This window comes from Devosia sp. CAU 1758, assembly GCF_054482695.1.
This window is the reverse complement of record NZ_JBTLRJ010000003.1, coordinates 226448-248064: the sequence shown is the minus strand read 5'-3', so window position 1 is coordinate 248064 and position 21617 is coordinate 226448. Positions and strand designations below refer to the sequence as shown.

The 21617-nt window shown below is 61.6% G+C and carries 19 protein-coding genes and 2 tRNA genes; 11 read left to right on the top strand and 10 right to left on the bottom strand.

The genetic code is table 11. The annotated features are described in order from the left end of the window. Window positions 1–89: 89 nt before the first annotated feature. Window positions 90–1832, top strand: coding sequence for an ABC transporter ATP-binding protein (locus ACXYMS_RS11330; RefSeq protein ID WP_458906369.1), 1743 nt, complete (start codon window positions 90–92; stop codon window positions 1830–1832). A gap of 50 nt (window positions 1833–1882) precedes the next feature. Here the strand turns inward: ACXYMS_RS11330 and ACXYMS_RS11325 are convergent, their stop codons facing one another. From ACXYMS_RS11325 to ACXYMS_RS11300, 6 genes are all read right to left on the bottom strand, one after another. Beyond that, window positions 1883–4636: a valine--tRNA ligase gene (locus tag ACXYMS_RS11325; protein WP_458906368.1), complete on the bottom strand. Its 2754-nt coding sequence runs from the start codon at window positions 4634–4636 to the stop codon at window positions 1883–1885. Between the two features lie 129 nt (window positions 4637–4765). After that, the gene (locus ACXYMS_RS11320) at window positions 4766–5512 is read right to left on the bottom strand and encodes a DUF2497 domain-containing protein (protein ID WP_458906366.1); all 747 of its coding nucleotides are present in this window, start codon (window positions 5510–5512) and stop codon (window positions 4766–4768) included. 181 nt (window positions 5513–5693) lie between these two features. After that, complete coding sequence (locus ACXYMS_RS11315) at window positions 5694–7058, bottom strand: TolC family outer membrane protein (RefSeq protein ID WP_458906364.1); 1365 nt, start codon at window positions 7056–7058, stop codon at window positions 5694–5696. Window positions 7059–7182: 124 nt separating this feature from the next. Next, window positions 7183–7785 (bottom strand): protein-L-isoaspartate O-methyltransferase family protein, encoded by a 603-nt coding sequence (locus tag ACXYMS_RS11310; RefSeq protein WP_458907003.1) that lies wholly within the window; start codon window positions 7783–7785, stop codon window positions 7183–7185. A gap of 155 nt (window positions 7786–7940) precedes the next feature. Then, window positions 7941–8114: a hypothetical protein gene (locus ACXYMS_RS11305; protein ID WP_458906362.1), complete on the bottom strand. Its 174-nt coding sequence runs from the start codon at window positions 8112–8114 to the stop codon at window positions 7941–7943. Between the two features lie 227 nt (window positions 8115–8341). Continuing rightward, window positions 8342–8415, bottom strand: a tRNA-Cys gene (locus ACXYMS_RS11300). Window positions 8416–8571: 156 nt separating this feature from the next. Here ACXYMS_RS11300 and ACXYMS_RS11295 point away from each other — a divergent pair. The 8 genes from ACXYMS_RS11295 to ACXYMS_RS11260 all read left to right on the top strand — a co-directional run bounded on the left by ACXYMS_RS11295 (window position 8572) and on the right by ACXYMS_RS11260 (window position 15336). Then, window positions 8572–8784, top strand: coding sequence for a hypothetical protein (locus ACXYMS_RS11295; RefSeq protein WP_458906360.1), 213 nt, complete (start codon window positions 8572–8574; stop codon window positions 8782–8784). Between the two features lie 84 nt (window positions 8785–8868). Beyond that, the gene (locus ACXYMS_RS11290) at window positions 8869–10056 is read left to right on the top strand and encodes a benzoate/H(+) symporter BenE family transporter (RefSeq protein ID WP_458906358.1); all 1188 of its coding nucleotides are present in this window, start codon (window positions 8869–8871) and stop codon (window positions 10054–10056) included. Then, complete coding sequence (gene mobA / locus ACXYMS_RS11285; RefSeq protein WP_458906357.1) at window positions 10053–10667, top strand: molybdenum cofactor guanylyltransferase; 615 nt, start codon at window positions 10053–10055, stop codon at window positions 10665–10667. Before ACXYMS_RS11290 ends, mobA begins: the two co-directional genes overlap by 4 nt. 95 nt (window positions 10668–10762) lie before the next feature. After that, window positions 10763–10838: transfer RNA gene (locus ACXYMS_RS11280), tRNA-Asn, on the top strand. 96 nt (window positions 10839–10934) lie between these two features. Continuing rightward, complete coding sequence (locus ACXYMS_RS11275) at window positions 10935–12155, top strand: MFS transporter (RefSeq protein WP_458906355.1); 1221 nt, start codon at window positions 10935–10937, stop codon at window positions 12153–12155. Beyond that, on the top strand, window positions 12152–12604 hold the full coding sequence (locus ACXYMS_RS11270; protein WP_458906353.1) for an SRPBCC family protein: 453 nt from the start codon (window positions 12152–12154) through the stop codon (window positions 12602–12604). The genes ACXYMS_RS11275 and ACXYMS_RS11270 overlap by 4 nt, the downstream gene beginning before the upstream one ends. Before the next feature lie 53 nt (window positions 12605–12657). Next, window positions 12658–14079 (top strand): cryptochrome/photolyase family protein, encoded by a 1422-nt coding sequence (locus ACXYMS_RS11265; protein WP_458906352.1) that lies wholly within the window; start codon window positions 12658–12660, stop codon window positions 14077–14079. Window positions 14080–14289: 210 nt separating this feature from the next. Continuing rightward, window positions 14290–15336, top strand: coding sequence for a cysteine synthase A (locus ACXYMS_RS11260; RefSeq protein ID WP_458906351.1), 1047 nt, complete (start codon window positions 14290–14292; stop codon window positions 15334–15336). A 43-nt stretch (window positions 15337–15379) separates the two neighbouring features. On the opposite strand, the gene ACXYMS_RS11255 is transcribed toward ACXYMS_RS11260, so the two are convergent. Beyond that, on the bottom strand, window positions 15380–16051 hold the full coding sequence (locus ACXYMS_RS11255) for a glyoxalase superfamily protein (protein WP_458906349.1): 672 nt from the start codon (window positions 16049–16051) through the stop codon (window positions 15380–15382). 262 nt (window positions 16052–16313) lie between these two features. Here ACXYMS_RS11255 and cls point away from each other — a divergent pair, with 262 nt between their 5' ends. Beyond that, complete coding sequence (cls, locus tag ACXYMS_RS11250; protein ID WP_458906348.1) at window positions 16314–17765, top strand: cardiolipin synthase; 1452 nt, start codon at window positions 16314–16316, stop codon at window positions 17763–17765. Between the two features lie 8 nt (window positions 17766–17773). Continuing rightward, window positions 17774–18487 carry an alanyl-tRNA editing protein gene (locus ACXYMS_RS11245; RefSeq protein ID WP_458906347.1) on the top strand — a complete coding sequence of 238 codons (714 nt, stop codon included), beginning with the start codon at window positions 17774–17776 and terminating at the stop codon, window positions 18485–18487. A gap of 14 nt (window positions 18488–18501) precedes the next feature. Here the strand turns inward: ACXYMS_RS11245 and ACXYMS_RS11240 are convergent, their stop codons facing one another. The 3 genes from ACXYMS_RS11240 to ACXYMS_RS11230 form a co-directional block, all read right to left on the bottom strand. Then, entirely contained in the window at window positions 18502–19527 is a 1026-nt protein-coding gene (locus tag ACXYMS_RS11240) for a transporter substrate-binding domain-containing protein (protein WP_458906345.1), read from the bottom strand. A 138-nt stretch (window positions 19528–19665) separates the two neighbouring features. Continuing rightward, window positions 19666–20469 (bottom strand): amino acid ABC transporter ATP-binding protein, encoded by an 804-nt coding sequence (locus ACXYMS_RS11235; protein WP_458906343.1) that lies wholly within the window; start codon window positions 20467–20469, stop codon window positions 19666–19668. 5 nt (window positions 20470–20474) lie between these two features. Continuing rightward, entirely contained in the window at window positions 20475–21611 is a 1137-nt protein-coding gene (locus ACXYMS_RS11230; RefSeq protein WP_458906341.1) for an amino acid ABC transporter permease, read from the bottom strand. Between the last annotated feature and the right edge of the window lie 6 nt (window positions 21612–21617).

Genomic DNA, 21617 nt, shown 5'->3' with positions numbered 1-21617 from the left:
CCCCAGGGGAACAGCGCGCGTCCAAACGCCCTAGCCTCTTCTCCCGGCTTTTTGCTCCCGTTACCGGGGCCGACCCGGCCGCGCAGTCCATGACGCATGCCCGCGTCGGGCGGTTCCTATCCTATTATCGGCCGCATCTGGCGCTGCTGGCCGCGGTATTGGCCTGCGCCGTACTTGTGGCGGGCACGGCCATCACCTTGCCGCTGCTCGCGAACCTGATCGTCGGGCGCCTCACTGAACTTCGCGCTGCGCCCGATGCCATGGGGCAGTTGCTGGTGCTTGGCGGCATCATGGTCGTGGTGTTTCTCATCCAGGCCCTCGCGACCTACTTCGTCGACTACCAGGGCCACGCCATGGGCGCCAGGATCGAGGCGCAAGTGCGCGAGGAATTGTTCGCGCATTGCCAGAAACTCAGCTTCAGCTTCTATGACCGACAGCGCACCGGGCAATTGATGAGCCGGATCAGCCATGACTCGCTGTGGCTCGGCGAACTGTTCCACCATGGCCCCGAAGACCTGGCGATTAGCCTTCTCAAGTTTGCCGGAGCCATGGCGGTGATCGCCTGGATCGATCCCGTCATCGCAATGTGTGTCCTGCTTCTTATCCCGTTTGCAATCGGTTACGCGATGTACTTCAACCGCCGCATGAATGTGGCCCTGCGCACCAGCAAGGAGCGGATCGCTGGCGTCAACGAGCGCGTCGAGGATGCTCTGGGCGGCATTCGGGTGGTGCAGTCCTTTGCCAATGAGACCCATGAAATGGCCCGCTTCGGGGTCGAGAACCGCAGGTTCCTCCAAGCCCGAAAGGACGGCTATCGCAGCGAGGCGCTGCTGTGGAGCGGCATGGAGGGGTTTGGGCAGTTGATTACCATCGTGGTGATCGTGGGTGGCGCCATGCGCATCCTGAGCACGGGCCTCACCGCGGCAGACATGCTGACCCTGCTGCTTTGCGTGGGCGTATTGCTCGACCCGATCAAGCGCTTCGACAATTTCATCCGTCTCTGGCAGGATGGCTATACCGGTTTCGTGCGGGCCATGGAACTGCTCGAAGTCGCACCGGACATTGTCGACGCCCCCGGCGCAAAGCCTCTGGCGTCCGTCCGGGGCGCGATTGCGTTCCGCGATGTCAGTTTCCGATATGAAGCCGATGGACCGAGGGTTCTGGACACGGTGTCACTCGATATCGCGCCCGGCGAGTTCGTGGCGCTGGTTGGGCCATCTGGCGTGGGTAAGAGCACCTTGTGCAGCCTCATCCCCCGCTTCTATGAGGTGATTGGCGGCAGTGTCAGCATCGACGGACAGGATGTACGCGACATCACCCTGGCATCGTTGCGGCGCAGCATCGGTGTGGTGCAGCAGGACGTCTATCTGTTCAGTGGGACGGTGCGGGAGAACCTGCTCTATGGCCGGCCGGATGCTTCGGAGGAGGAGGTGATGGGCGCGGCAAAGGCCGCCAATGCGCATGCGTTCATCAAGGCACTCTCGGAGGGCTATGACACTGATATCGGTCAGCGCGGCGTCAAGCTGTCGGGCGGTCAGAAGCAGCGCCTAACCATCGCGCGAGCCTTTCTCAAGAACCCGCCAATCCTGATCTTTGACGAGGCGACAAGCGCCCTCGACAATGAGAGCGAACGCGCAGTGCAGCAGGCGCTGCTGACCCTGTCGCGGGGGCGCACGACCCTGGTCATCGCCCATCGGCTCTCCACCGTACGACATGCCGACCGGATATTGGTGCTCACACGGGAAGGCATCGTCGAAGAAGGCACCCATGACGCACTGATGGCCGCTGGAGGGGTCTATGCGGGTCTGCATTCGGTGCAGGCGCGCATTTAGGGGGCGCAGAAGCAACAAGGCCCGGCATCGCTGCCGGGCCTTGTTATGGGTCAGCTCAACCGGGTGAGCGCCTCGCGAATTTTCTCTCGCCGGTCGATGGCGGAGTCGCGGCGGGCTCTTTGCTCCTCGATCACCTCTTCGGGTGCCTTGGTGACGAATTGCTCATTGCCCAGCTTCTTGTCGACCTGGGCGACCTCGCCATCGAGCTTGGTCACTTCCTTTTCGAGGCGGGCCTTTTCGACAGCGATGTCGATAACGCCTGCCAATGGGAGGGCAAAGGTGGCCTCGCCGACGACGAACTGGGCAGATTCGCCGGGAATTTCATTGCGTGGCGAGATTTCCTCCAGGCGGGCCAGACGTGAAATCAGCGAGGTGCCGGCGACGAGGCGGCGCAAGGTTTCATCCCCTGCCCCGATGACCACCATTTGCAGCTTGGCGCTGGCCGGCACGTTCATTTCGGCCCGCACGGAGCGGATGTTTGAGATGACGTCCACCAGCCAGGCCAGTTCTGCATCGGCAGCAGCGTCTTCCAGACCGGACAGGTCCGGCCATTCGGTCAGGATCAGCATGCCCTGGCGAGCCGGACCGAATTTGCCGGTTTCGGCCCAGAGCTCTTCTGTCACGAAGGGCATCATGGGATGGAGCATGATGAGAATCTGGTCGAGCGCCCAGGCAGCCGTGGCGCGAGTCTCGGCCTTGGCGGCTTCGTCCTCGCCCATGAAGACGGGCTTGGCGAATTCGACATACCAGTCGCAGAAGGTGCCCCAGACGAAATCGTAGGCGCTGTTGGCAGCTTCGTTGAACTTGTAGTCTTCGATGCCCGCGCGGACGGACGCCAGCCCGCGTGCCGTGGCGCCGACGATCCAGCGGTTGAGCGGCAACGTGTTCGCCCTGGGGTCATAATTCTCGACGCGACGGCACTCGTTCATCTCGAGGAAGCGCGCGGCGTTCCAGAGCTTGGTGACGAAATTGCGGTAGCCCTCGACGCGGCTGATCGCGAGCTTGAGGTCACGGCCCTGCGCGGCCATCGCGGCCAGAGTGAAGCGAGTGGCGTCGGCACCGTATTGGTCGACGAGCTTGAGGGGATCGATGACGTTTCCCTTGGTCTTGCTCATCTTCTGGCCCTTTTCATCGCGGACCAGGGCATGCATGTAAACGGTGTGGAAGGGCTCCTGTTCAAGGAATTCGAGGCCCATCATCATCATGCGGGCAACCCAGAAGAAGATGATGTCAAAGCCGGTGACCAGCACCTGCGTCGGGTAATAACGCTTGAGTTCGGGCGTCTCGTCGGGCCAGCCCAGGGTCGAGAACGGCCAGAGGGCGGAGGAGAACCAGGTGTCGAGCACATCGGGGTCGCGGGACAGTTCGACCGGCTTGCCATAGTGCTTTTCGGCGAGCGCCTGCGCCTCGGCCTCGTCATAGGCCACGAAAGCCTCGTTATCCGGGCCGTACCAGGCCGGGATCTGGTGGCCCCACCAGAGCTGGCGAGAAATGCACCAGGGCTTGATGTTTTCGAGCCAGGCGAAATAGGTGTTCTCGTATTGCTGCGGCACGAATTTGGTGCGGCCTTCGCGCACCGAGGCCAGCGCCGGCTGGGCCAGCACATCGGCCTTGACCCACCATTGATCGGTCAGGAAAGGCTCGATGACGACGAGCTTACTCTTCTCGTCATGGGGAACCATAATCTTCTTGTCTTCGATATGGTCGAGGCCGCGCGTGGGATTGTCCTCGGCCATGGCGGTGAGATCGGCCACGATGGCCTTGCGGGCCTCGAAGCGATCCATGCCACGATATTTTGCCGGGATGAAATCGGCATCGGTGATGGCGCCGCCTGTGGTGAAGACATTGATCGGCTCGATGCCGGCACGGGCGCCGACCTCGAAATCGTTGAAGTCATGCGCCGGGGTGATCTTGACCGCGCCGGTACCCAGGGCCGGATCGGCATATTCATCGGCGACCACCGGAATGCGGCGGCCAACCAGCGGCAGCTCGATGAACTTGCCGACAAGGCCGGCATAGCGCTCATCTTCCGGGTGCACGGCAACGGCCACGTCGCCCAGCATGGTTTCGGGGCGGGTGGTGGCGAGGATGATGTAGTCGCGCGTTTCGGTGCCCGTGACGTTGCCATCTTCGTCGGTGACCGGAAACTGATAGGTTACGCCGTCGGCCAGCGGATAGCGCAGGTGCCACATATGACCCTTGACCTCGATATTCTCGACTTCGAGGTCGGAAATCGCGGTTTCAAGGCTCGGATGCCAGTTCACCAGACGCTTGGCGCGGTAAATGAGGCCGCGCTTGTGCAGTTCGACAAAGACCTTGGTGACGGCGCGCACCATCTGGTCGTCCGCCTCGCCGCGCTCGCCCATGGTGAACTTTTCGCGGCTGAAATCGGCCGAAGCGCCGAGGCGCTTCAATTGATTCATGATGGTGCCGCCGCTCTCGGTTTTCCATTCCCAGACCCGGTCGATAAAGGCGTCACGGCCCATGGTGCGGCGGTCGAGCTGCTTTTCGGCCAGCTGGCGTTCGACGATCATCTGGGTGGCGATGCCGGCATGGTCGGTGCCGGGCTGCCAGAGCACGTCCTTTTTCAGCATGCGATTGAAACGAACCAGGATGTCCTGAACAGTATTGTTCAGCGCATGGCCGATATGGAGCGAGCCGGTCACATTGGGCGGCGGAATGACGATGGTGAAGGTTTCGGCGCCAGGCTTTGCCCCTGCCCCGGCCGCGAAGGCATTGGCGTCGAGCCAGGCATCATAGATGCGGCTCTCGACGGCGGCGGGCTCATAGGTCTTTTCTAGCATCACGTCACTCGCAACAGCAGCGACCCGCCAGGCGAGACCTTGGCGGGCCGGAAAGAGGTTGGCAGACTTCAAGCAAATGCAGGGTGCGGGGTCAACAGCCCATCGACGGGCCGAACGACCCCCGCAGGGTCATTCTCCGCGCGAAACGCGGGAGATTTCCTTTTCCACCATGCGTTCGACCACGGATGGCAGGTTCTCGTCGAGCCATTCCTTGAGCATGGGACGCAGCAGGTCGCGCATCATGGCCTCGATGGTGAGGCTTGGATTGCCGATGCCGAGCGCGGATAGTTTGCCGATGGAGCCGCGTACAGCCGCGCGGGTCGCCGGTTCGAGCAGCTGATCGGCCATCTCGGCGGTCAGGGTCGGGTCAGGCAATGACGCCGCGCCGGCGGCACTCATGCCAGGCGCCGGCTCAGGCTCGGGCTCCGCCATGGCCATGAACATCGGATCTGATTCCGGCTCCGGCTCCGGCCTTGCCTGCGCAACGCCTTCGCGCGCTGGAGCAGGATCGAAGTTTGGAAGATCGTCGTCGACATCAAACGTAACGTCTTCGGCCTCAACTAGGCCGGGACCATCGGCTTCGGGCGCCTCGGTATCGGCCAGGATGGAGTCGAAGCTGAAGCCCTCGACATCGTCGCCCTCTTCGACGATCTGCGAAGGAGACAGGGCCAGAGGCTCGATATCGTCCAGCATGTCGCTGAGATCGCGATCATCCTGCTCGCCCAGCGGGCGAGCAGGCGCAGCCTGCATAGGTGCAGGAGCGGACTGGGCAGAGGGCCGGCGCGGCGCCCCGGCAGCATCATCGTCGGCGATGATCTGTCTTATGGACGAAAGAATCTCGTCCATGGACGGTTCTTTGGGTGCCGGCTTGTTCATCAGTGCCTCTTACTCATGCGCCCGATTGGGAAGGGTATCCGCAGCTACCCTGCCTGATTCGTGAGGAACAGCTTAGACGCACAGGGCGGAATTAGGAATCATCCCAAGCCCTGAACTTGAGGTCTTCCACGAAAAGTTGTGGCCGGGGCGAGCCCGGCCACAAGATTTAGGATTTTGGCGGTCACTCGACGACCGTGCGTAATTCCTGCCAGACATCTTCGACCGCCTGCGTATAGGGTACCGCTGTCTTCATCTCGACCGGAAGACCCAGATCACGGGCGGTGAGACGCCCCATCGCGCTCAGAAGCGAGAAGGTGGCGATGGTCTTGCCACTTGTGGCGTTGATCAAGGTTTCGCGGGCGCTGGTGAGGTCGGCCTGGGCATTGAGGACATCGAGCGTGGTCGCGGTGCCGAGATCGCGCTCCTGGATGACTCCGTCGAGGACAGTATTGCTGGACGACACAGCAGCCTGGGCGGCGCTGATTTGTGCGTCGGCGCTCTGGATACCTGTCCATGCCGCAATCACGGCTTCGCGGATCTGGTCATAGGCGGACATGGCGTCCACCTCGGACTTGATCTGGTTAAGATTGGCCTGGCGGACGCCCGAGCCCATGCGGCCACCTGAATAGATGGGAATGCTGATCTGGAACCCGAGCGTTCCGCTAATGCCGTCCGTGGGGCCGCCCGACGGACCGCTCCAGCGCGATGACACCTGGCCGGAGACACTGGCCGTTGCGCCAAACAGCGCTGCCTGTGCCGCGTCGCTTCCCGCCTGAGCCGCCCGGATGGACGCCTTGGAAAGCAGGATGGCCGGATGGCCCATTTCTGCTTCGGCGATGGCAGAGTCGATCGAGCCTGGAAGCAGGTTCGCATAATTGTGGCCGGTCGACAGACCTTGTGGAGCCTGGCCGACAAAACGCTGGAAGGATGCCTCGGCGGAACGCAGGCTGCCGATCGCGGCTTGCAGCGCGGACTGCCCCTGAGCGAGACGTGCCTGCGACTGGGCGACATCGATGCGCGTGCCCTCGCCCACGTCGAGCCGGTCCCGGGCTGACTGCAACTGAGCCCGGAAGAAGCTGACATTTTCCTGGCGGAGGGCGAGCAACTCGCGTCCGCTCAGGACCTGCATATAGGCCTGAACGACCTGAAGGAGCACATTCTGCTCGGCATTACGAATCTGGTATTCGGCAACTTCGGCAGCGGCGCGAGCGGCCTCGACCTGCGCGGCGGTGCGGTTGTTGTCGTAAATAGTCTGGTTGTAGGAGAGCCCGGTGGTCAGCGAGGAACTGGGGTTCCAATTGCCGCCGACAAGGCTGGAGCCCGTGCTGCCGCCAATGGAGGCGCTGATAGTGGGGAGCGCGGCGGACTTGGCCTGCACGATATTCTCCGCCGATGCCTTGGCATTCAGCAAAGCCGATTGCAGATCGGGGGCATGATTATAGGCCGCCGTCAGGGCCTGAGTAATCGACTGGGCGTAGGCTGCGCCGGCAGAGGATGCCACCAGCAGGGCAAGCGCACTTGCTCTGAGAACTCCGCGATACATCATAGACCAGCCTCCAGACCCCGGCACTCTAATGCCCGGCAGATGGGGTACACAACCGGCCCGGGCAATCCCTAACAAACTTTAATCTCATCGTCATGGTCAGACGTGACCAGAACGCAACACCTGTCTAGAACACAAAAATCTCCGGAGCCGGGGCCAGGGTGAGCGGCGGCAATGTTGCATTGAACGAAGTATGTGTGACGACACCCTCCGGCTTTCGGATATGGACAGTGGCAACGCCCACCGGTCCCCGGCGTACCAGACAGACCAGCCGCCCACCCACGGAAAGAATTTCCAGCAGTTCGGGCGGAACCTGGTCGACGGCCCCTTCGATGATAATGACATCGAATGTGTTGAGATCGCGTGTCCGGAAATCCGCGTTGACGATAGTGGCGTTGCTGATCGCTAGAGCTGCGAGGTTGGATTGCGCAAGCGCCGCCATGTCCGCGTCAGATTCAAGGCCAAGCACTTCCCGCGCCAGGCCTGCGAGAATGGCGATCGAATACCCGCTCCCAGGTGCGCATTCGAGCACCCGGTCGGTATCGGCGATCTCAGCCAGTTGCACGAGACGCCCGAAGACCGCGGGCGCAGGTAGAAACCGGCCCTTACCCAATGGGTGGGCCGCATCGCTATAGGCCAGCTCCCGCCGATCTGCCGGAACGAAGAGTTCGCGGGGAACAGTTCGGAAAACCGCGAGCAATGCCGGATCGGTTACCGAACTGGTGTGTATCTAATCGTACACCATCGCCTTGCGGGCGGACGAGTAATCGGCGATGTGCACGTGTGTAAGCCGGAAATGGGCATATGCTGGACGTGAATATGCCCAAGGGCGTATCCAAGGCAACACCCAGTCGCGAACCGCGACAATTTTACCCCGCTATCGGTTCACCGATCAGGGTTATCCTCAGTTTCGGCCGGGGCGTCGGATTTAGGGCCGGGGCTGATGGGTTGGTCCTGTTCGGTTCCGTCAGGGCGATGGCCGAATTCGTCGATATTGTCGTCCTGCTGCTCGCCATGATCGGTTTCGAGCGGTGCCGGTGTCGATTTTTGCGGCTTCATGGGGCTCTTTCTGAATTGGGCATACTCGAAAGCAACTGCAGCCAACGACGGGTTGTTCCATCACAGCACAAACAAAAGAACCCCCAAAGCTATTCGCCGTGGGAGTTCTCTTGTCGGTCTTCGATATGTTTCAATCGCGTTCCGATCATTAAATAACGGGCGAAGGCGCCGAGGGTTCCCATAAAATGGACACCACCCGAGGGGACACAATGAATAAAGAAAGGGAATGGAGGCCGCGTCCGGAATCGAACCGGAATACACGGATTTGCAATCCGCTGCGTAACCACTCCGCCACGCGGCCTCTGGGCGCCAGTTCCTATTGGACGGCAATCGCTTATGCAATAGGTTGATTGCCAGGCTGTGAATTTTCTGAAAAGCGCTTTTGGCGGTGTCGTGGGCGCGACAGGCTGACTCATATGACATGACCCACATTGCGCTCCTGAAGTACGGACCAAAAATGCAGTTCAAGGTGACCTCGGCCTATTATGACGAGGCTAGCAAGTACCTGGTCTACACCGCGACCGGCGAACGGGACGGCGCGCGTTATACCGTTTCCTCCCGGGTGAAATGCCTCAAGCCGCCCTCGACGCCCGAACGGTTGCATATGGTGGTTCTCCTGGCCCTGACGGACCAGCTCAAGCGTCCCAGCCCTTCGGGCAAGCGCGGCTAACAGCGGTGTTTCGTCCACGCAAAGTGCGGTAGCGCAGATCGACTGCAGCGACTAGCTTCCAGCAACGCTCAATCGGGAATCGCCATGTCCGCAGACGCCAGTGCCCCATTTCACCGGGATTTTATTCAACCCGTTATGGCCGGTGTGCTTGCCGCCGTGGTCGGCTCGGCCAGCACATTTACACTGGTACTGGCGGCACTAGCTGCTGCTGGCGCCACGCCGCAACAGGCCGGCTCGGGCCTGCTCTCGATCTGCCTCGCTATTGGCCTACTCAACATGGTCGTTGCCTGGCGGACCAGGACCCCGGTGAGTTTTGCCTGGACCACGCCGGGCGTTGCGTTCCTGCTCACAGTGGGGGAACCGCCGGGCGGCTTTGCAGAGGTGGCGGGCGCCTTTCTGGTCTGCGCTGGATTGATCGTTCTGACAGGGTTGATCGCCCCATTGGGCAGGGCCATATCCGCGATTCCCGCTGTCATCGCCAATGCCATGCTGGCCGGCATGCTGCTCACATTGTGCGTGGCGCCGATCACTGCCGTCGGGGAAATGCCCTGGCACACATTGCCAATCCTCTGCGTCTGGGCACTGGCGCTGCGTTTCGCCCGCCGCTATGCCGTGCCCCTGGCGGTGATGACCACCGCCGTAGTGCTGGCAACCACTACTCACCTGCCACCAAACACCTTTGACGGGGCCTGGCCGATGCTGGTCCCGGTCATGCCGAAATTCTCGCTCGACACCATAATCCGCATCGCCCTGCCGCTCTACATTGTCACCATGGCCTCGCAGAACCTGCCGGGCATCGCGGTGATGAAGAGCAATGGCTATTCATTGCGGCCGGCACCAATCTTTGTGATGACTGGCCTTGCCAGCGGCGCAAGTGCGGCCTTTGGCGGTCCGGCGAGCAATCTTGCGGCCATTACTGCGGCCATCTGCGCCGGGCCCGAGGCCCATCCCGACCGGGGCCGGCGCTGGCCGGCACCGGTCGCCGCCGGATTCACCTATATCCTATTCGGACTGACTGCGAGCCTGGCGGCGGCCTTCATTGCGGCCTCGCCGCCGCTGCTGATCCAGGCAGTCGCCGGACTGGCGCTGTTCTCAAGTCTGGCCGCGGCACTGGCCGCTGCCCTTGCTGACGAAGACACGCGCCTGCCGGCCATCCTGACCTTTGTCGCCACGGCGTCGGGCATCACCATCATCGGCGTTGGTGCGCCATTCTGGGGGCTGGTGGGGGGTATCGCACTGCTCCTCCTGCTGCGCCGGGGCAAGCGGGCGTGAAGATCGTCGGGCTGGTCCTGGCCGGCGGCTCGGGGAACCGGCTGGGGCTGGTGCGCAAGGCCGACTTGCGGGTGGGCGGAGAATCCTTGCTGGCGCGCGTGGCGGGACGGCTTGAGATGATCGCACCACCGCTGTTGATTTCGACCCGTGGCGAGAGACAAGGCATCGGCCAACATGGCGTCGCCCTCCCGGATCTGGATATAGACTTGGCCGGGCCGCTGGCCGGAATTGCGGCTGCTGCCCGCCATCTGGCTGGCAAGGCAGAGCCGGACACAGTCGTTGTGTCCGTGGCGGTGGACACACCCTTCCTGCCGCTCGATTATGTGTCGCGTCTGGTCAGCGCGATGGGTGGGGTTCACAGCGCCGCACAGGCCGGGTGGCGGGGCAATGGGTACCCGACGAATGCCGCATGGTGCCTTTCGGCCCTTGCCGACCTACCACGGCTGGCCGCGAATGGCGGCAGGCACTCCAGCCCCAAAGGCCTGTTGCGGACGCTGGGCGCACCATTGGTTGACTGGGCCGACACGCATGACGAGGACCCCTTTGCCAATCTCAATACATTGGATGACCTAGTCAGCCTCACGCGACGGGCCCGCGACGAGGCGCCGTGACAACTTATTCACATGTCGCGTCATTGGGGGCTTGGCAAACCGGATCAGTTTGGTTACACGGACCTCGCCTTCACCGAGAGGGCGCACGAAAATGTTCCGCGATAGCTCAGTTGGTAGAGCGTTCGACTGTTAATCGAATGGTCGCTGGTTCGAGTCCAGCTCGCGGAGCCATTTCCCTCCGAAATGCCTAAATATTGTGCACGAGCGATTGCTCTCGCCTTTGCCGTGGCGTAGGACGGCGTTTCTCCGTTCACCAAGCGATTTTCCATGACCACCATTGCCGCCGCCCCTGCGCCGGACGCGCAGCGCACCGCCCTGTCCATCCTCCTGGCCGTGAGCGGGGCGCATCTGCTCAATGACCTGCTGCAGTTCCTGCTGCCAGCGCTTTATCCGCTGTTCAAGGAAACCTATGGCCTGAGCTATCTGCAGATCGGCCTGCTCACTCTGGGCCAGCAGATCACGGCCTGCCTGCTGCAACCGGTATTCGGTCTTTCCGGCGATCTGCGGCCCAAGCCCTATTGGCTGGCGCTGTCGATGGCGATCGTGGCGATAGGCGTGGCGCTGCTGGCGGCGGCCAGCGGGTTCTGGATGCTGCTCCTGGCAGCCGTGGTGGTGGGTACCGGATCGGCGCTGTTTCATCCCGAGGCGTCGCGGGTGGCGCGCATGGCCTCGGGTGGCCGGTTCGGACTGGCGCAATCCTTGTTCCAGGTGGGTGGCAATGCCGGCACGGCGTTGGGCCCCCTCGCCGCGGCACTGATCCTGTTGCCCATGGGACAGACGAGCGTCTTCTGGTTTCTGATCGTGGCCGGTTTCGGCCTGGTGCTGATGACCCATGTCGGCCGCTGGTTCGTGGTCCATCAACGGCAACTGGCGGCGCGGCCGGCAGTCACAATCCGCAAGCCGACGCTGTCGCAGCGACGCCTCATCATCGCCTTTGCGGTGATCGGCGCGCTGCTGCTCAGCAAATTCATCTATATTGAAGGCCTCAAGAGCTATTACGCCTTTTTCCTGATCGAAAAATTCGGGCTTACGGCGCAGCAGGCGCAATATTATCTGTTCGCCTTCCTTGGTTCGGTTGCCGCAGGCACGTTTATCGGCGGGCCGGTGGGCGATCGCTATGGGCGCCTCGCGGTGATCTGGGTGTCGATCCTCGGCGCCCTGCCCTTCACCCTTGCCCTGCCCTATCTCGACCTGTTCTGGACCTGCGTGATGAGCATCATGGTGGGTCTGGTGCTGTCCTCCGCCTTCTCGGCCATGGTGGTCTATGCCCAGGAGCTGGTGCCTGGCAAGGTGGGCATGGTCGCTGGGTTCGTGTTCGGCTTTGCCTTTGGCATCGGCGCCCTCGGCGCCGCGGTCATGGGCGCAATGGCCGACTGGATCGGCATGATCGCTGTGTTCCAGATTTGCGCCTTTCTGCCCATTTTGGGTATTCTCACGATCTTTCTTCCCAGCACCGCAGAACTGCATCGCGAAAGGACGTTGGCATGAGCAACGGCACTGACCTCGACAATGAAAGTCAGATCACCCTGACGCGGACCATCGCCGCCCATGTGTCCGACGTATTTGCTGCCTGGACCGATCCGGCGCTAATCGAGCAGTGGGAGGCAGACGAGGCCGAGTTCGACGCCTTCGAGGGCGGTCAGTACCGGTTTGTGACCTTTGCCGAGGACGACGAGGAGAGCGACCACGAAGTCAGCGGCGAAGTGCTGACCTTCGTCGAGGACCAGAAACTGGTGCTTTCCTGGATCCACAAGGCCGAAGACGAAGCCGGCGAGCTCATCTTCGTGCTCGACATCAGCTTCAAGGCCATAGGCGATGACAGCACCAGCATCACATTGACCGAGCGTGGCCTGCCTCATGCAGACGCGCAGACCCGCATATTCTCAATGGAAGCTTGGAGCGCGGCGCTCGAGGAACTGGCCGAATTGATGGAATAGGCTGAACCATTTTCCTTGCTCTGCCGTAGTGCGAGGGCAAGAGGAGGTTCGCTTTGTCTACTACCCTGGTCTGGCTGCGCAATGACCTGCGCCTGGCCGACAATGCTGCGTTTGCTACCGCCTGCAAGGACAGCGACAGCGTTGTTGCCATCTATGTGCATGAAACCGATGAGGGATTGCGGCCCATCGGGGCGGCCGCGCGATGGTGGTTGAACCAGAGCCTGAACAGCATCGGCGCGGCTCTGGCAGCTATAGGCATCGAGTTCAGGATAGAGAACGGAGCGGCGCAAACAGTTCTTGCCGAGGCGCTGAAAGGCACCCGAGCGGACGCCCTGCATTGGAACCGCCGTTATGGGCCAGCCGAACGCGCGCTGGATGCGGATATCAAAACGCGATTTCGAGCCGAGGGTGTGGCAGTTGGCTCACATCCCGGCAATCTGCTGGTGGAGCCATGGCTGATCCAGACTGGCCAGAACAAGCCCTATTCGGTGTTCACGCCCTTCTGGAAGACTCTGCGGGACATGGAGATTGCCCGTCCGATCCCGGCGCCGGGGGGCAGGCCGATGGCGTTTCAAGCGGTGGACGCGGACTATCAGGCTCCGCAGTGGACGCAAAAGATTGCTGGACACTGGACCATTGGAGAAGACGCGGCGCGGTCAAGGCTTGACCATTTTCTTGAAGAGAGCATTGCCGACTATCCCCAGGGCCGCGATTATCCAAAGCGCGATGTAACGTCGCGTCTTTCGCCACATCTGCGCTTTGGCGAGATCAGCGCCAGACAGGTGTGGCATGCAGCCAAGGCCTTTTCATATGCCCACCCGGAGAAGGCAGGTGCCGTCAATAAATTCCTCTCCGAGCTGGCCTGGCGGGATTTCAGCTACCACCAGCTCTATCACCGCGAGGCCATCGCCAAGGTGCCAATGCAGCGCAAGTATAGGGCGTTGGCGTGGCGCCATGCTCCGGCACAATTGCGGGCGTGGCAGACCGGTCAGACCGGCATCCCAATCGTGGACGCCGGCATGCGCGAGCTGTGGGAGACTGGCTACATGCACAATCGCGTGCGCATGCTGGTGGCCTCGTTCCTGATCAAAAACCTTCTCATCGACTGGCGCGAGGGCGAGGCGTGGTTCTGGGATTGCCTAGTCGACGCCGACGAGGCCAATAATCCCGCCGGTTGGCAATGGGTGGCCGGCTGCGGCCTCGACGCCGCGCCCTATTTCCGCATCTTCAATCCGGTAACGCAAGGCGAACGGTTCGACGAGGAAGGAAACTATGTTCGCCGCTGGGTGCCGGAGCTTAGGGGCTTGCCGGACCGGTTTATCCACCAACCTGGCAAGGCACCCGAAGGCATGCTCGAAGCGGCTGGCATCAGCCTAGACGAGACCTATCCCAAGCCCATTGTCGACCTCAAGACCAGCCGCCAGCGGGCGCTGGACGTTTTTGCCGATCCTGCTGCGGCCGGAAACGCGCTCTGAGGACGCAAAACTATTCTCCTGAGCCGCGCTGGCGCGACCACCCCTTGCGCCTGCCTCGCGCGCAGGGAAAAGCGCTGCCGATCTGTGTGCTTAGCGCTTGCGGGGGCCATGCCGCCCCCCTACCATAAGTACCTGATCTTTCTGGTTTTGCACCTCTCGTCGTGGTCGAACCGCCGCGCATACCCGCGCCACAGCAACAGAAGTTTGAGCATGGCCAAGCACGAAGACCTTATCTCCGCCATCGGCAATACGCCGCTGATCCGCCTCAATCGCGTCTCGACGCTGACTGACTGCGAAATTTGGGGCAAGGCGGAGTTCCTCAATCCCGGCCAGTCGGTCAAGGATCGCGCGGCATTGTTCATCATCCATGACGCGGTCAAATCAGGCAAACTCAGGCCGGGCGGGACCATTGTCGAGGGGACTGCCGGCAATACCGGGATCGGGCTGACTCTCGTGGCCAATTCTTTGGGTTTCAAATCGGTGATCGTGATCCCCGAGACCCAGAGCCAGGAAAAGAAGGACGCATTGCGCCTATACGGCGCCGAGGTGATCGAGGTGCCGGCCAAGCCCTACAAGAACCCCAACAATTACATCAAGGTCTCCGGGCGGCTGGCGGAAAAGCTCAATGCCGAACTGCCCAATGGTGCGGTCTGGGCCAACCAGTTCGACAATGTCTCGAACCGTCGTGCGCATGTCGAAACCACCGGCCCGGAAATCTGGCAGCAGACCAATGGCCGGATCGATGGCTTCATATGTGCGGTGGGGTCGGGCGGCACGCTGGCCGGCGTTGCCGAGGCGTTGCGGTCGCGCAATGCCGACGTCAAGATTGGCCTGGCGGACCCCGAAGGCGCGGCGCTCTATGAATATTATGCCCATGGTGCGCTAAAATCCTCGGGTGACTCGATCACCGAGGGGATCGGCCAGGGGCGCATCACGGCCAATCTCGAGGGACTGTCGGTGGACATGCCCTATCGCATCTCCGATGCCGAGGCCCTGCCCTATATCTATGACCTGCTCGAGCATGAGGGGCTGTGCCTGGGCGGCTCCAGCGCCATCAACATCGCCGGCGCGGTGCGCATGGCGCGCGACCTCGGGCCCGGCAAGACCATCGTCACCGTGCTTTGCGACTATGGCAATCGCTATGCCAGCAAGATCTTCAACCCCGATTTCCTGCGCGGCAAGAGCCTGCCGGTGCCGCCCTGGATGGAGGGACGCACGCCGATCGACATTTCGAGCGTGATGGAAAAGGACGCCTGAGGCATAAGCTGCCGGGAATGCCCCGGCAGCAGAATGAGCCATGTCAGGCGCTGAAGCCCAGATTGACGAGCCCATCCATGCGGTGACGCGAACTGACACCCTGATTGTCACTGGACTCTAACCGGTTCACTGTAAAATTTCTCGCCCTTCCGGCCCCGCGGCCTTTGACCAGAAACCCGAAGACAACACTGTCGGCGGCCTCTGGCACATCCAGAGTTACGGCAAAACCCTTCCAATCTTCGGTGCCCTTCAGGACGACACCGGGACGGTTCATCAGGTTTTCAAAAGCCAGCATTTGGCCATTCGCCCCGTCGATGCGCAGCCACATTGTTGCTGCACCGTCGAGATTTTCGCTGCTCAATTCGCAACTCACTCTCACAGCGGCCCGTGCATAGGGAGTTGCGTCGATGGTCTGGGCCATGGTGCCAAACGCATCTCGCAATGCTAGGCTGGCCAGCGGTGTGCTCTCAATAATCGCACAATTGGGGTGCGCAGGATCCAGCCCCATTCTGAAGTAGTCGGCCCCCGATGGGCTCAGATCCCGCCATCCCTCGGGCATGACCAATGGCGTCATCTCGGCCGCGACGGCATCAATCCGCGCGCTGAGAATATTCCAGTTCGCGACGCCAAACTGGCGCGCCACCAGTTCGAGGCAATCGCTGTGGGACACGACGATGCTGCGCTCTGCCAGTCCCTGCCGCAGCAGCTTGGCCATGAGTTTTGCGTCCATGAAGCTATGCATGGTTTGAGCCTTTCAGGCGGACAGTCCATGGGTCAGTGCTCGCGTTGCTGACGGCCTGCCCGCGCTTGTGGGTCAAACCAATCCTATAGTCGCGCATTCACCGTCCCTTTCGGGCGCGAGCGGCAGGCTGCGCAATGCCACTACCAGGCAGAGTATTCCTCCGCTTCCGTCCGTCAAGCATTGCCGCCCTCTCATTGCCTGATAAAGTGCGGCTCCAATCGGATCAGGGCCTTACGTGTTCGGCATAGACGACATCCTGCGCGCCATAGTGGCAGACATGCACCTGGTGGCGCTGATCATGGGCGGCGTCTATCTGCTGGCGATCATCTGCGCGGTGCGGGAAATCCTCAATTCGCGGACGTCCCAGGGGTCGATCGCCTGGCTGCTCTCGCTGCTGCTGCTGCCCATCCCCACCGTGCTGCTCTACCTCATCTTCGGCTGGAAGCTGTTTGACGATTACGCCACCGACAGGATGCAGAACGGGCGCGCCGACCGACCGCTCCGCGCCCGCGACCTGGCCCTGATCGACCGCGAGACCGATGCCAAATGGCCGGTGCAAGTGCATGTCTCGGAACTGCCCTTCCTCAAGGGCAACGAGGTTGAACTGCTTATCGACGGCAAGGCGACCTTTGACTCTATCTTTGCCGGCATAGATGCGGCCGAAGAGTACCTGCTGGTCCAGTTCTACATCGTGCGCGACGACAGGCTGGGTCGGGAACTGGCCGAGCGTCTGATCGCCAAGGCCAGGGACGGGGTCTCGGTCTATCTGCTCTATGACGATGTCGGCAGCACAGGCATGCCCAAGCGCTATCGCCGCGAGTTGCGGGAGGCCGGCATCAAGGTCTCGAGCTTCAATCAACGCCACAAATTCCTGCGCTTGTTCGGCCCGACGCGCATCAATTATCGCAATCACCGCAAGATCGTGGTGGCTGACGGCAAGCATGCCTGGGTGGGCGGGCACAATGTGGGCGTGGAGTATCTCGGAGAAGACCCTAAGCTGGGCCATTGGCGGGATACGCATGTGCGGGTATCCGGGCCAGCCGCGCTGGGCTGCGCGCTGCTGTTTCGCGAGGACTGGGAATGGGCCACGGGCGAGCGCCTGCCCAATAGACCACCAGCGGATCTGGAAACCTTTGGCGACAGTTCGGTGCTCGTGATGGGCAGCGGACCGGCAGACAAGCTCGAAGAATGCGCCATTGCCTTTACCGACCTGATAGGGCGCGCTCGCGAACGGCTCTGGATTGTCAGTCCCTATTTCGTGCCCGATACCGATATCCGCACTGCCCTGTTTGCGGCGCGGCTGCGAGGCGTGGATGTGCGGCTGGTGCTGCCTGACAATCCTGACCATGCCCTTGTGTGGCTGGCGAGCATGGCGCACGCGGATGCCATGGTGCAACATGACATCGCGGTCTATCGCTATACCGACGGGTTCCTGCACCAGAAGGTGGTGCTGATGGACGACCAGATGGCGACCATTGGCAGTGTCAACTTCGACAACCGATCCTTTTCCATCAATTTCGAGATCACGATGTGGTTCACCGACGAGACGACCATCACCGACGTCGAGGCCATGTTGATCAAGGATTTTGATTCCTGCAGGCGGGTCGGATTATCAGAGGTCGAGACAAGGCGCTGGCCCCTTTACTTCGCGACCCAGGCCGCCCGACTGTTGTCCCCCGTTTTGTGAGTGACCAGATGACTGAATTCCTGTTCCGCGACGACGCCTATCTCCAGTCAACGCAAGCGAACGTCGTCTCGATCACGCCCGCGGGTGGCATCGTGCTCGACCGGACGGTGTTCTACGCCACATCGGGCGGTCAACCCGGCGATACCGGAAAGCTGGTCCTGTCCGACAATTCTTCGCTGGTGCTGCTAAGCGCCATTCATCCCGAGGGCGACAAGACGACGATCCTGCACCTTCCGGCCGAGGGCCAGTCCCTGCCCCGCCTGGGTGAAATGGTGCGGGTCGAACTCGACTGGGAGCGGCGCTACAAGTTGATGCGGATGCACACCGCCTTGCACCTGCTCTCGGTAGTCTTTCCGTTTCCGGTAACCGGCGGGTCCATTGGCGAGGCGAAGGGGCGGCTCGACTTCGACATGGCCGATATCCCTGAAAATCTCGGGACACTGGAGGCCGCGCTCAACGACTTGGTCGAAGCCGATCACGCCGTGACCAATGAATGGATCACCGACGCGGAAATGGAAGCCAAGTCGGACTTGATCAAGACCATGAAGGTCAAGCCGCCCATGGGCCAGGGCCGCGTCCGGCTGGTGCGCATCGGAGATGTGGACCTGCAACCATGTGGCGGTACCCATGTCGCCAGTACAGGTGAAGTCGGGCGGCTGGCGCTCGGCAAGATCGAGAAGAAGGGCAAGCAGAATCGCAGGGTCAGCCTGCATTTTGCCTGATCAGGGTAACCGATCTAGCGGATAGGCGGCGCGAAGAGCAGGCCGCCATTGCCCCACAGGGCATTCTGCCCGCGCAGCATCGCTGCCCCCGTCTGCGGGCCGAAATGACGGTCATATAGTTCGGAATAGTTTCCAACCGCGCGTATGGCATCTGCCAGAAAGGTTGGACGAAGCCCGAGACTCAGACCGTAATCCCCTTCGATGCCCAGGATGCGCCGCACAGCCGGCGTTCGCGCAGCGGAGAGGGAGTCGATATTCAGGCTGGTAACACCCACTTCCTCGGCATTGATCAGGGCGAAAATGGTCCAGCGGACGGTCTTGAACCATTGGTCGTCGCCGTCGCGTACCACCGGGCCGAGAACTTCCTTGGATATACGCTCGGGCAGGATGCGGTGCAGGTTGGGCTCAGGCAATTCGCGCCGAATGGCCTGCAATTGACGGCCCGAGGCCGAGATCGCCTGGCAGAGTCCGGCGCGATAGGCTGTGGCGAGGTCGGCCACATCTTCATAGACTACGCTGCGGAACCCGGTCTGGTTAGAGAAGAAGAATTCGTCCAGCCCCTCGAGTTCACCAGTACCGTCGGTAACACAGATGCTGACGTCGTCGAGTTCATAGGCCGACACAACGCCCAGCGATTGAGGCACGAGTATCGCTTGGCCATCGAAGAAGGCCGGCGTTACGAACCTGGCACCGTAGCGCGTGTCCCGGCCCATGGTCCAGGCGCCGTTGCGCACCAGCACATCGACCGCACCGGTTTCGAGCGGGGCGAAGCGGGCCTCCCCACGATAGGACCGGAACTCGATAAGGTCGGGATTGCCGAGAACCACGGCGGCAAGCGCGCGGCAAAGGTCGACATCGAAGCCGGACCAGCGACCATCGATGTCCTGGTGGGAAAAACCCGCAAGTGCGTTGCTCGAGCCGCAAATGAGGAAGCCGCGCTCGCGCATGGCTTCGATGGTCTGTGCAGCGGCGGGCGGCCCGGCCAGGGCAAACACCGCGGCGGCCACGAACAGCAATCGCTTGAGCAACTTGAACAACAATATGGCTTCCATTTTCCCCCTGACCCATATTGGCAGGCAAGACCGGGGGGTCAAGCCGCAGCCCGGCATGACCCCCATAAATTGCCTCGCACGCCCAAGAGCGCAGCGGCAGAAACTTATGCCTAGACCAACGCTACATTAGTGCAGGATCTGGCTGAGGAACAGCTTGGTGCGTTCGTGCTGCGGGTTCGAAAAGAACGCTTCGGGCTCGTTCTGCTCGATGATCTGTCCCTGGTCCATGAAGATGACGCGATTGGCGACCTGGCGGGCAAAGCCCATTTCGTGGGTCACGCAGATCATGGTCATGCCATCCTGAGCCAGGCTGATCATGACTTCGAGCACTTCCTTAACCATTTCGGGGTCGAGCGCCGATGTCGGTTCGTCGAACAACATGATGCGTGGCTGCATGCAGAGCGAGCGAGCGATGGCCACGCGCTGCTGTTGTCCCCCCGAAAGCTGGCCGGGATATTTGTTGGCCTGCTCGGGGATCTTGACCCGTTCGAGGTAGTGCATCGCCGTCGCTTCCGCCTCGGCCTGCGGAATACCCCGAACCCAGATCGGCGCCAGGGTGAGGTTCTGCAGGATGGTCAAATGCGGGAACAGGTTGAAGTGCTGAAACACCATGCCAACCTCACGGCGCACCTCATCGATGCGCTTGAGGTCGGCGGTCAATTCGGTGCCGTTGACGATGATCTGGCCCTGCTGATGCTCTTCAAGTCGGTTTACACAGCGGATTAGCGTCGACTTGCCGGAGCCCGAAGGGCCGGCAATGACGATGCGTTCGCCACGCATGACTTTGAGGTCGATATCGCGCAGCACATGAAAGTCGCCATACCACTTGTGCATGCCGATGACATCAATCGCCACGTCGGTGTCGGACACCTTCATCTGGCTCGAGGTGTTGGCGCCCTCTGCGGCGCTTGTAGAAGAAATATCGCTCATCGGCGTTACCCTTTATGCCCGGTGTCCAGTCGCCGCTCCATCCAAATGGAATAGCGGGACATGGCAAAACAGAAGACCCAGAAGACAAGACCGGCGAAGAGATAGCCGGTCATCGCCTGCGTTGGAGATGACCACTCAATGTCGGAGCTTGCCGCCTGCACCGTATTGAGCAGATCGAAAATACCCACGATGGATACCAGCGAGGTGTCCTTGAACAGTGCAATGAAGCTGTTGACGATGCCAGGAATGACATGCTTGAGCGCCTGCGGCAGGATGATGAACCACATGGATTTCCAGTAGCTCAGCCCCAGCGAGGACGCTGCTTCATACTGCCCGCGCGGAAGCGCCTGCAGCCCGCCACGCACCACTTCGGCCAGATAGGCCGACGAGAACAGCGTCACGCCCACAAGCGCCCGCAGAAGCTTGTCGACCGTCATGCCCTGCGGCATGAACAGCGGCAGCATGACCGACGCCATGAACAGCACCGTGATCAGGGGCACGGCGCGCCAGAGCTCGATGAACATGATGCACAGAGTCTTGATGATCGGCAGTTTCGACTGCCGCCCGAGGGCCAGAAGAATGCCCAGCGGGATCGAGCAGATGATGCCGACCAGCGAGATGATCAGGGTGACCAGAAGGCCGCCCCACTGTTCCGTGGGCACCGGGCGCATTCCCAAAACGCCGCCATTGAGCAGGTAGAAGCAAATAACCGGGTAGACCACGAAGAACAGGATCGCATTGGTGCGCTTGAACGGCACCTTTGGAATCAGCAGCGGGATAATCAGAACGGCGCCCAATGCGAAGACGATATTGGGACGCCAGTATTCCGCCGGCGGATAGAAGCCGTAGATGAAGAAACTCATGCGCGCCGAGATATAGGCCCAGCATGCGCCGGCGGTTTCGACCCGGCATTCTTCCACCGTGCCCCCGGGGGGCACGGCATCGCCACCCAGGAAATTGGGGGCAACGAAACTGTAGATGGGCGGGATGGCCCAGACCAGCAGCACCACGGCCAGAATGGTCAGCAGACCATCGGCAGGGGTGGAAAAAAGGTTCCGTCGTGCCCAGGCGATGGGCCCGGCCGTATTGGACGGAGCGGGACCTGCTTCGACCATCTGGTCGCGAACAAAGGAGAATGACATGTCCGG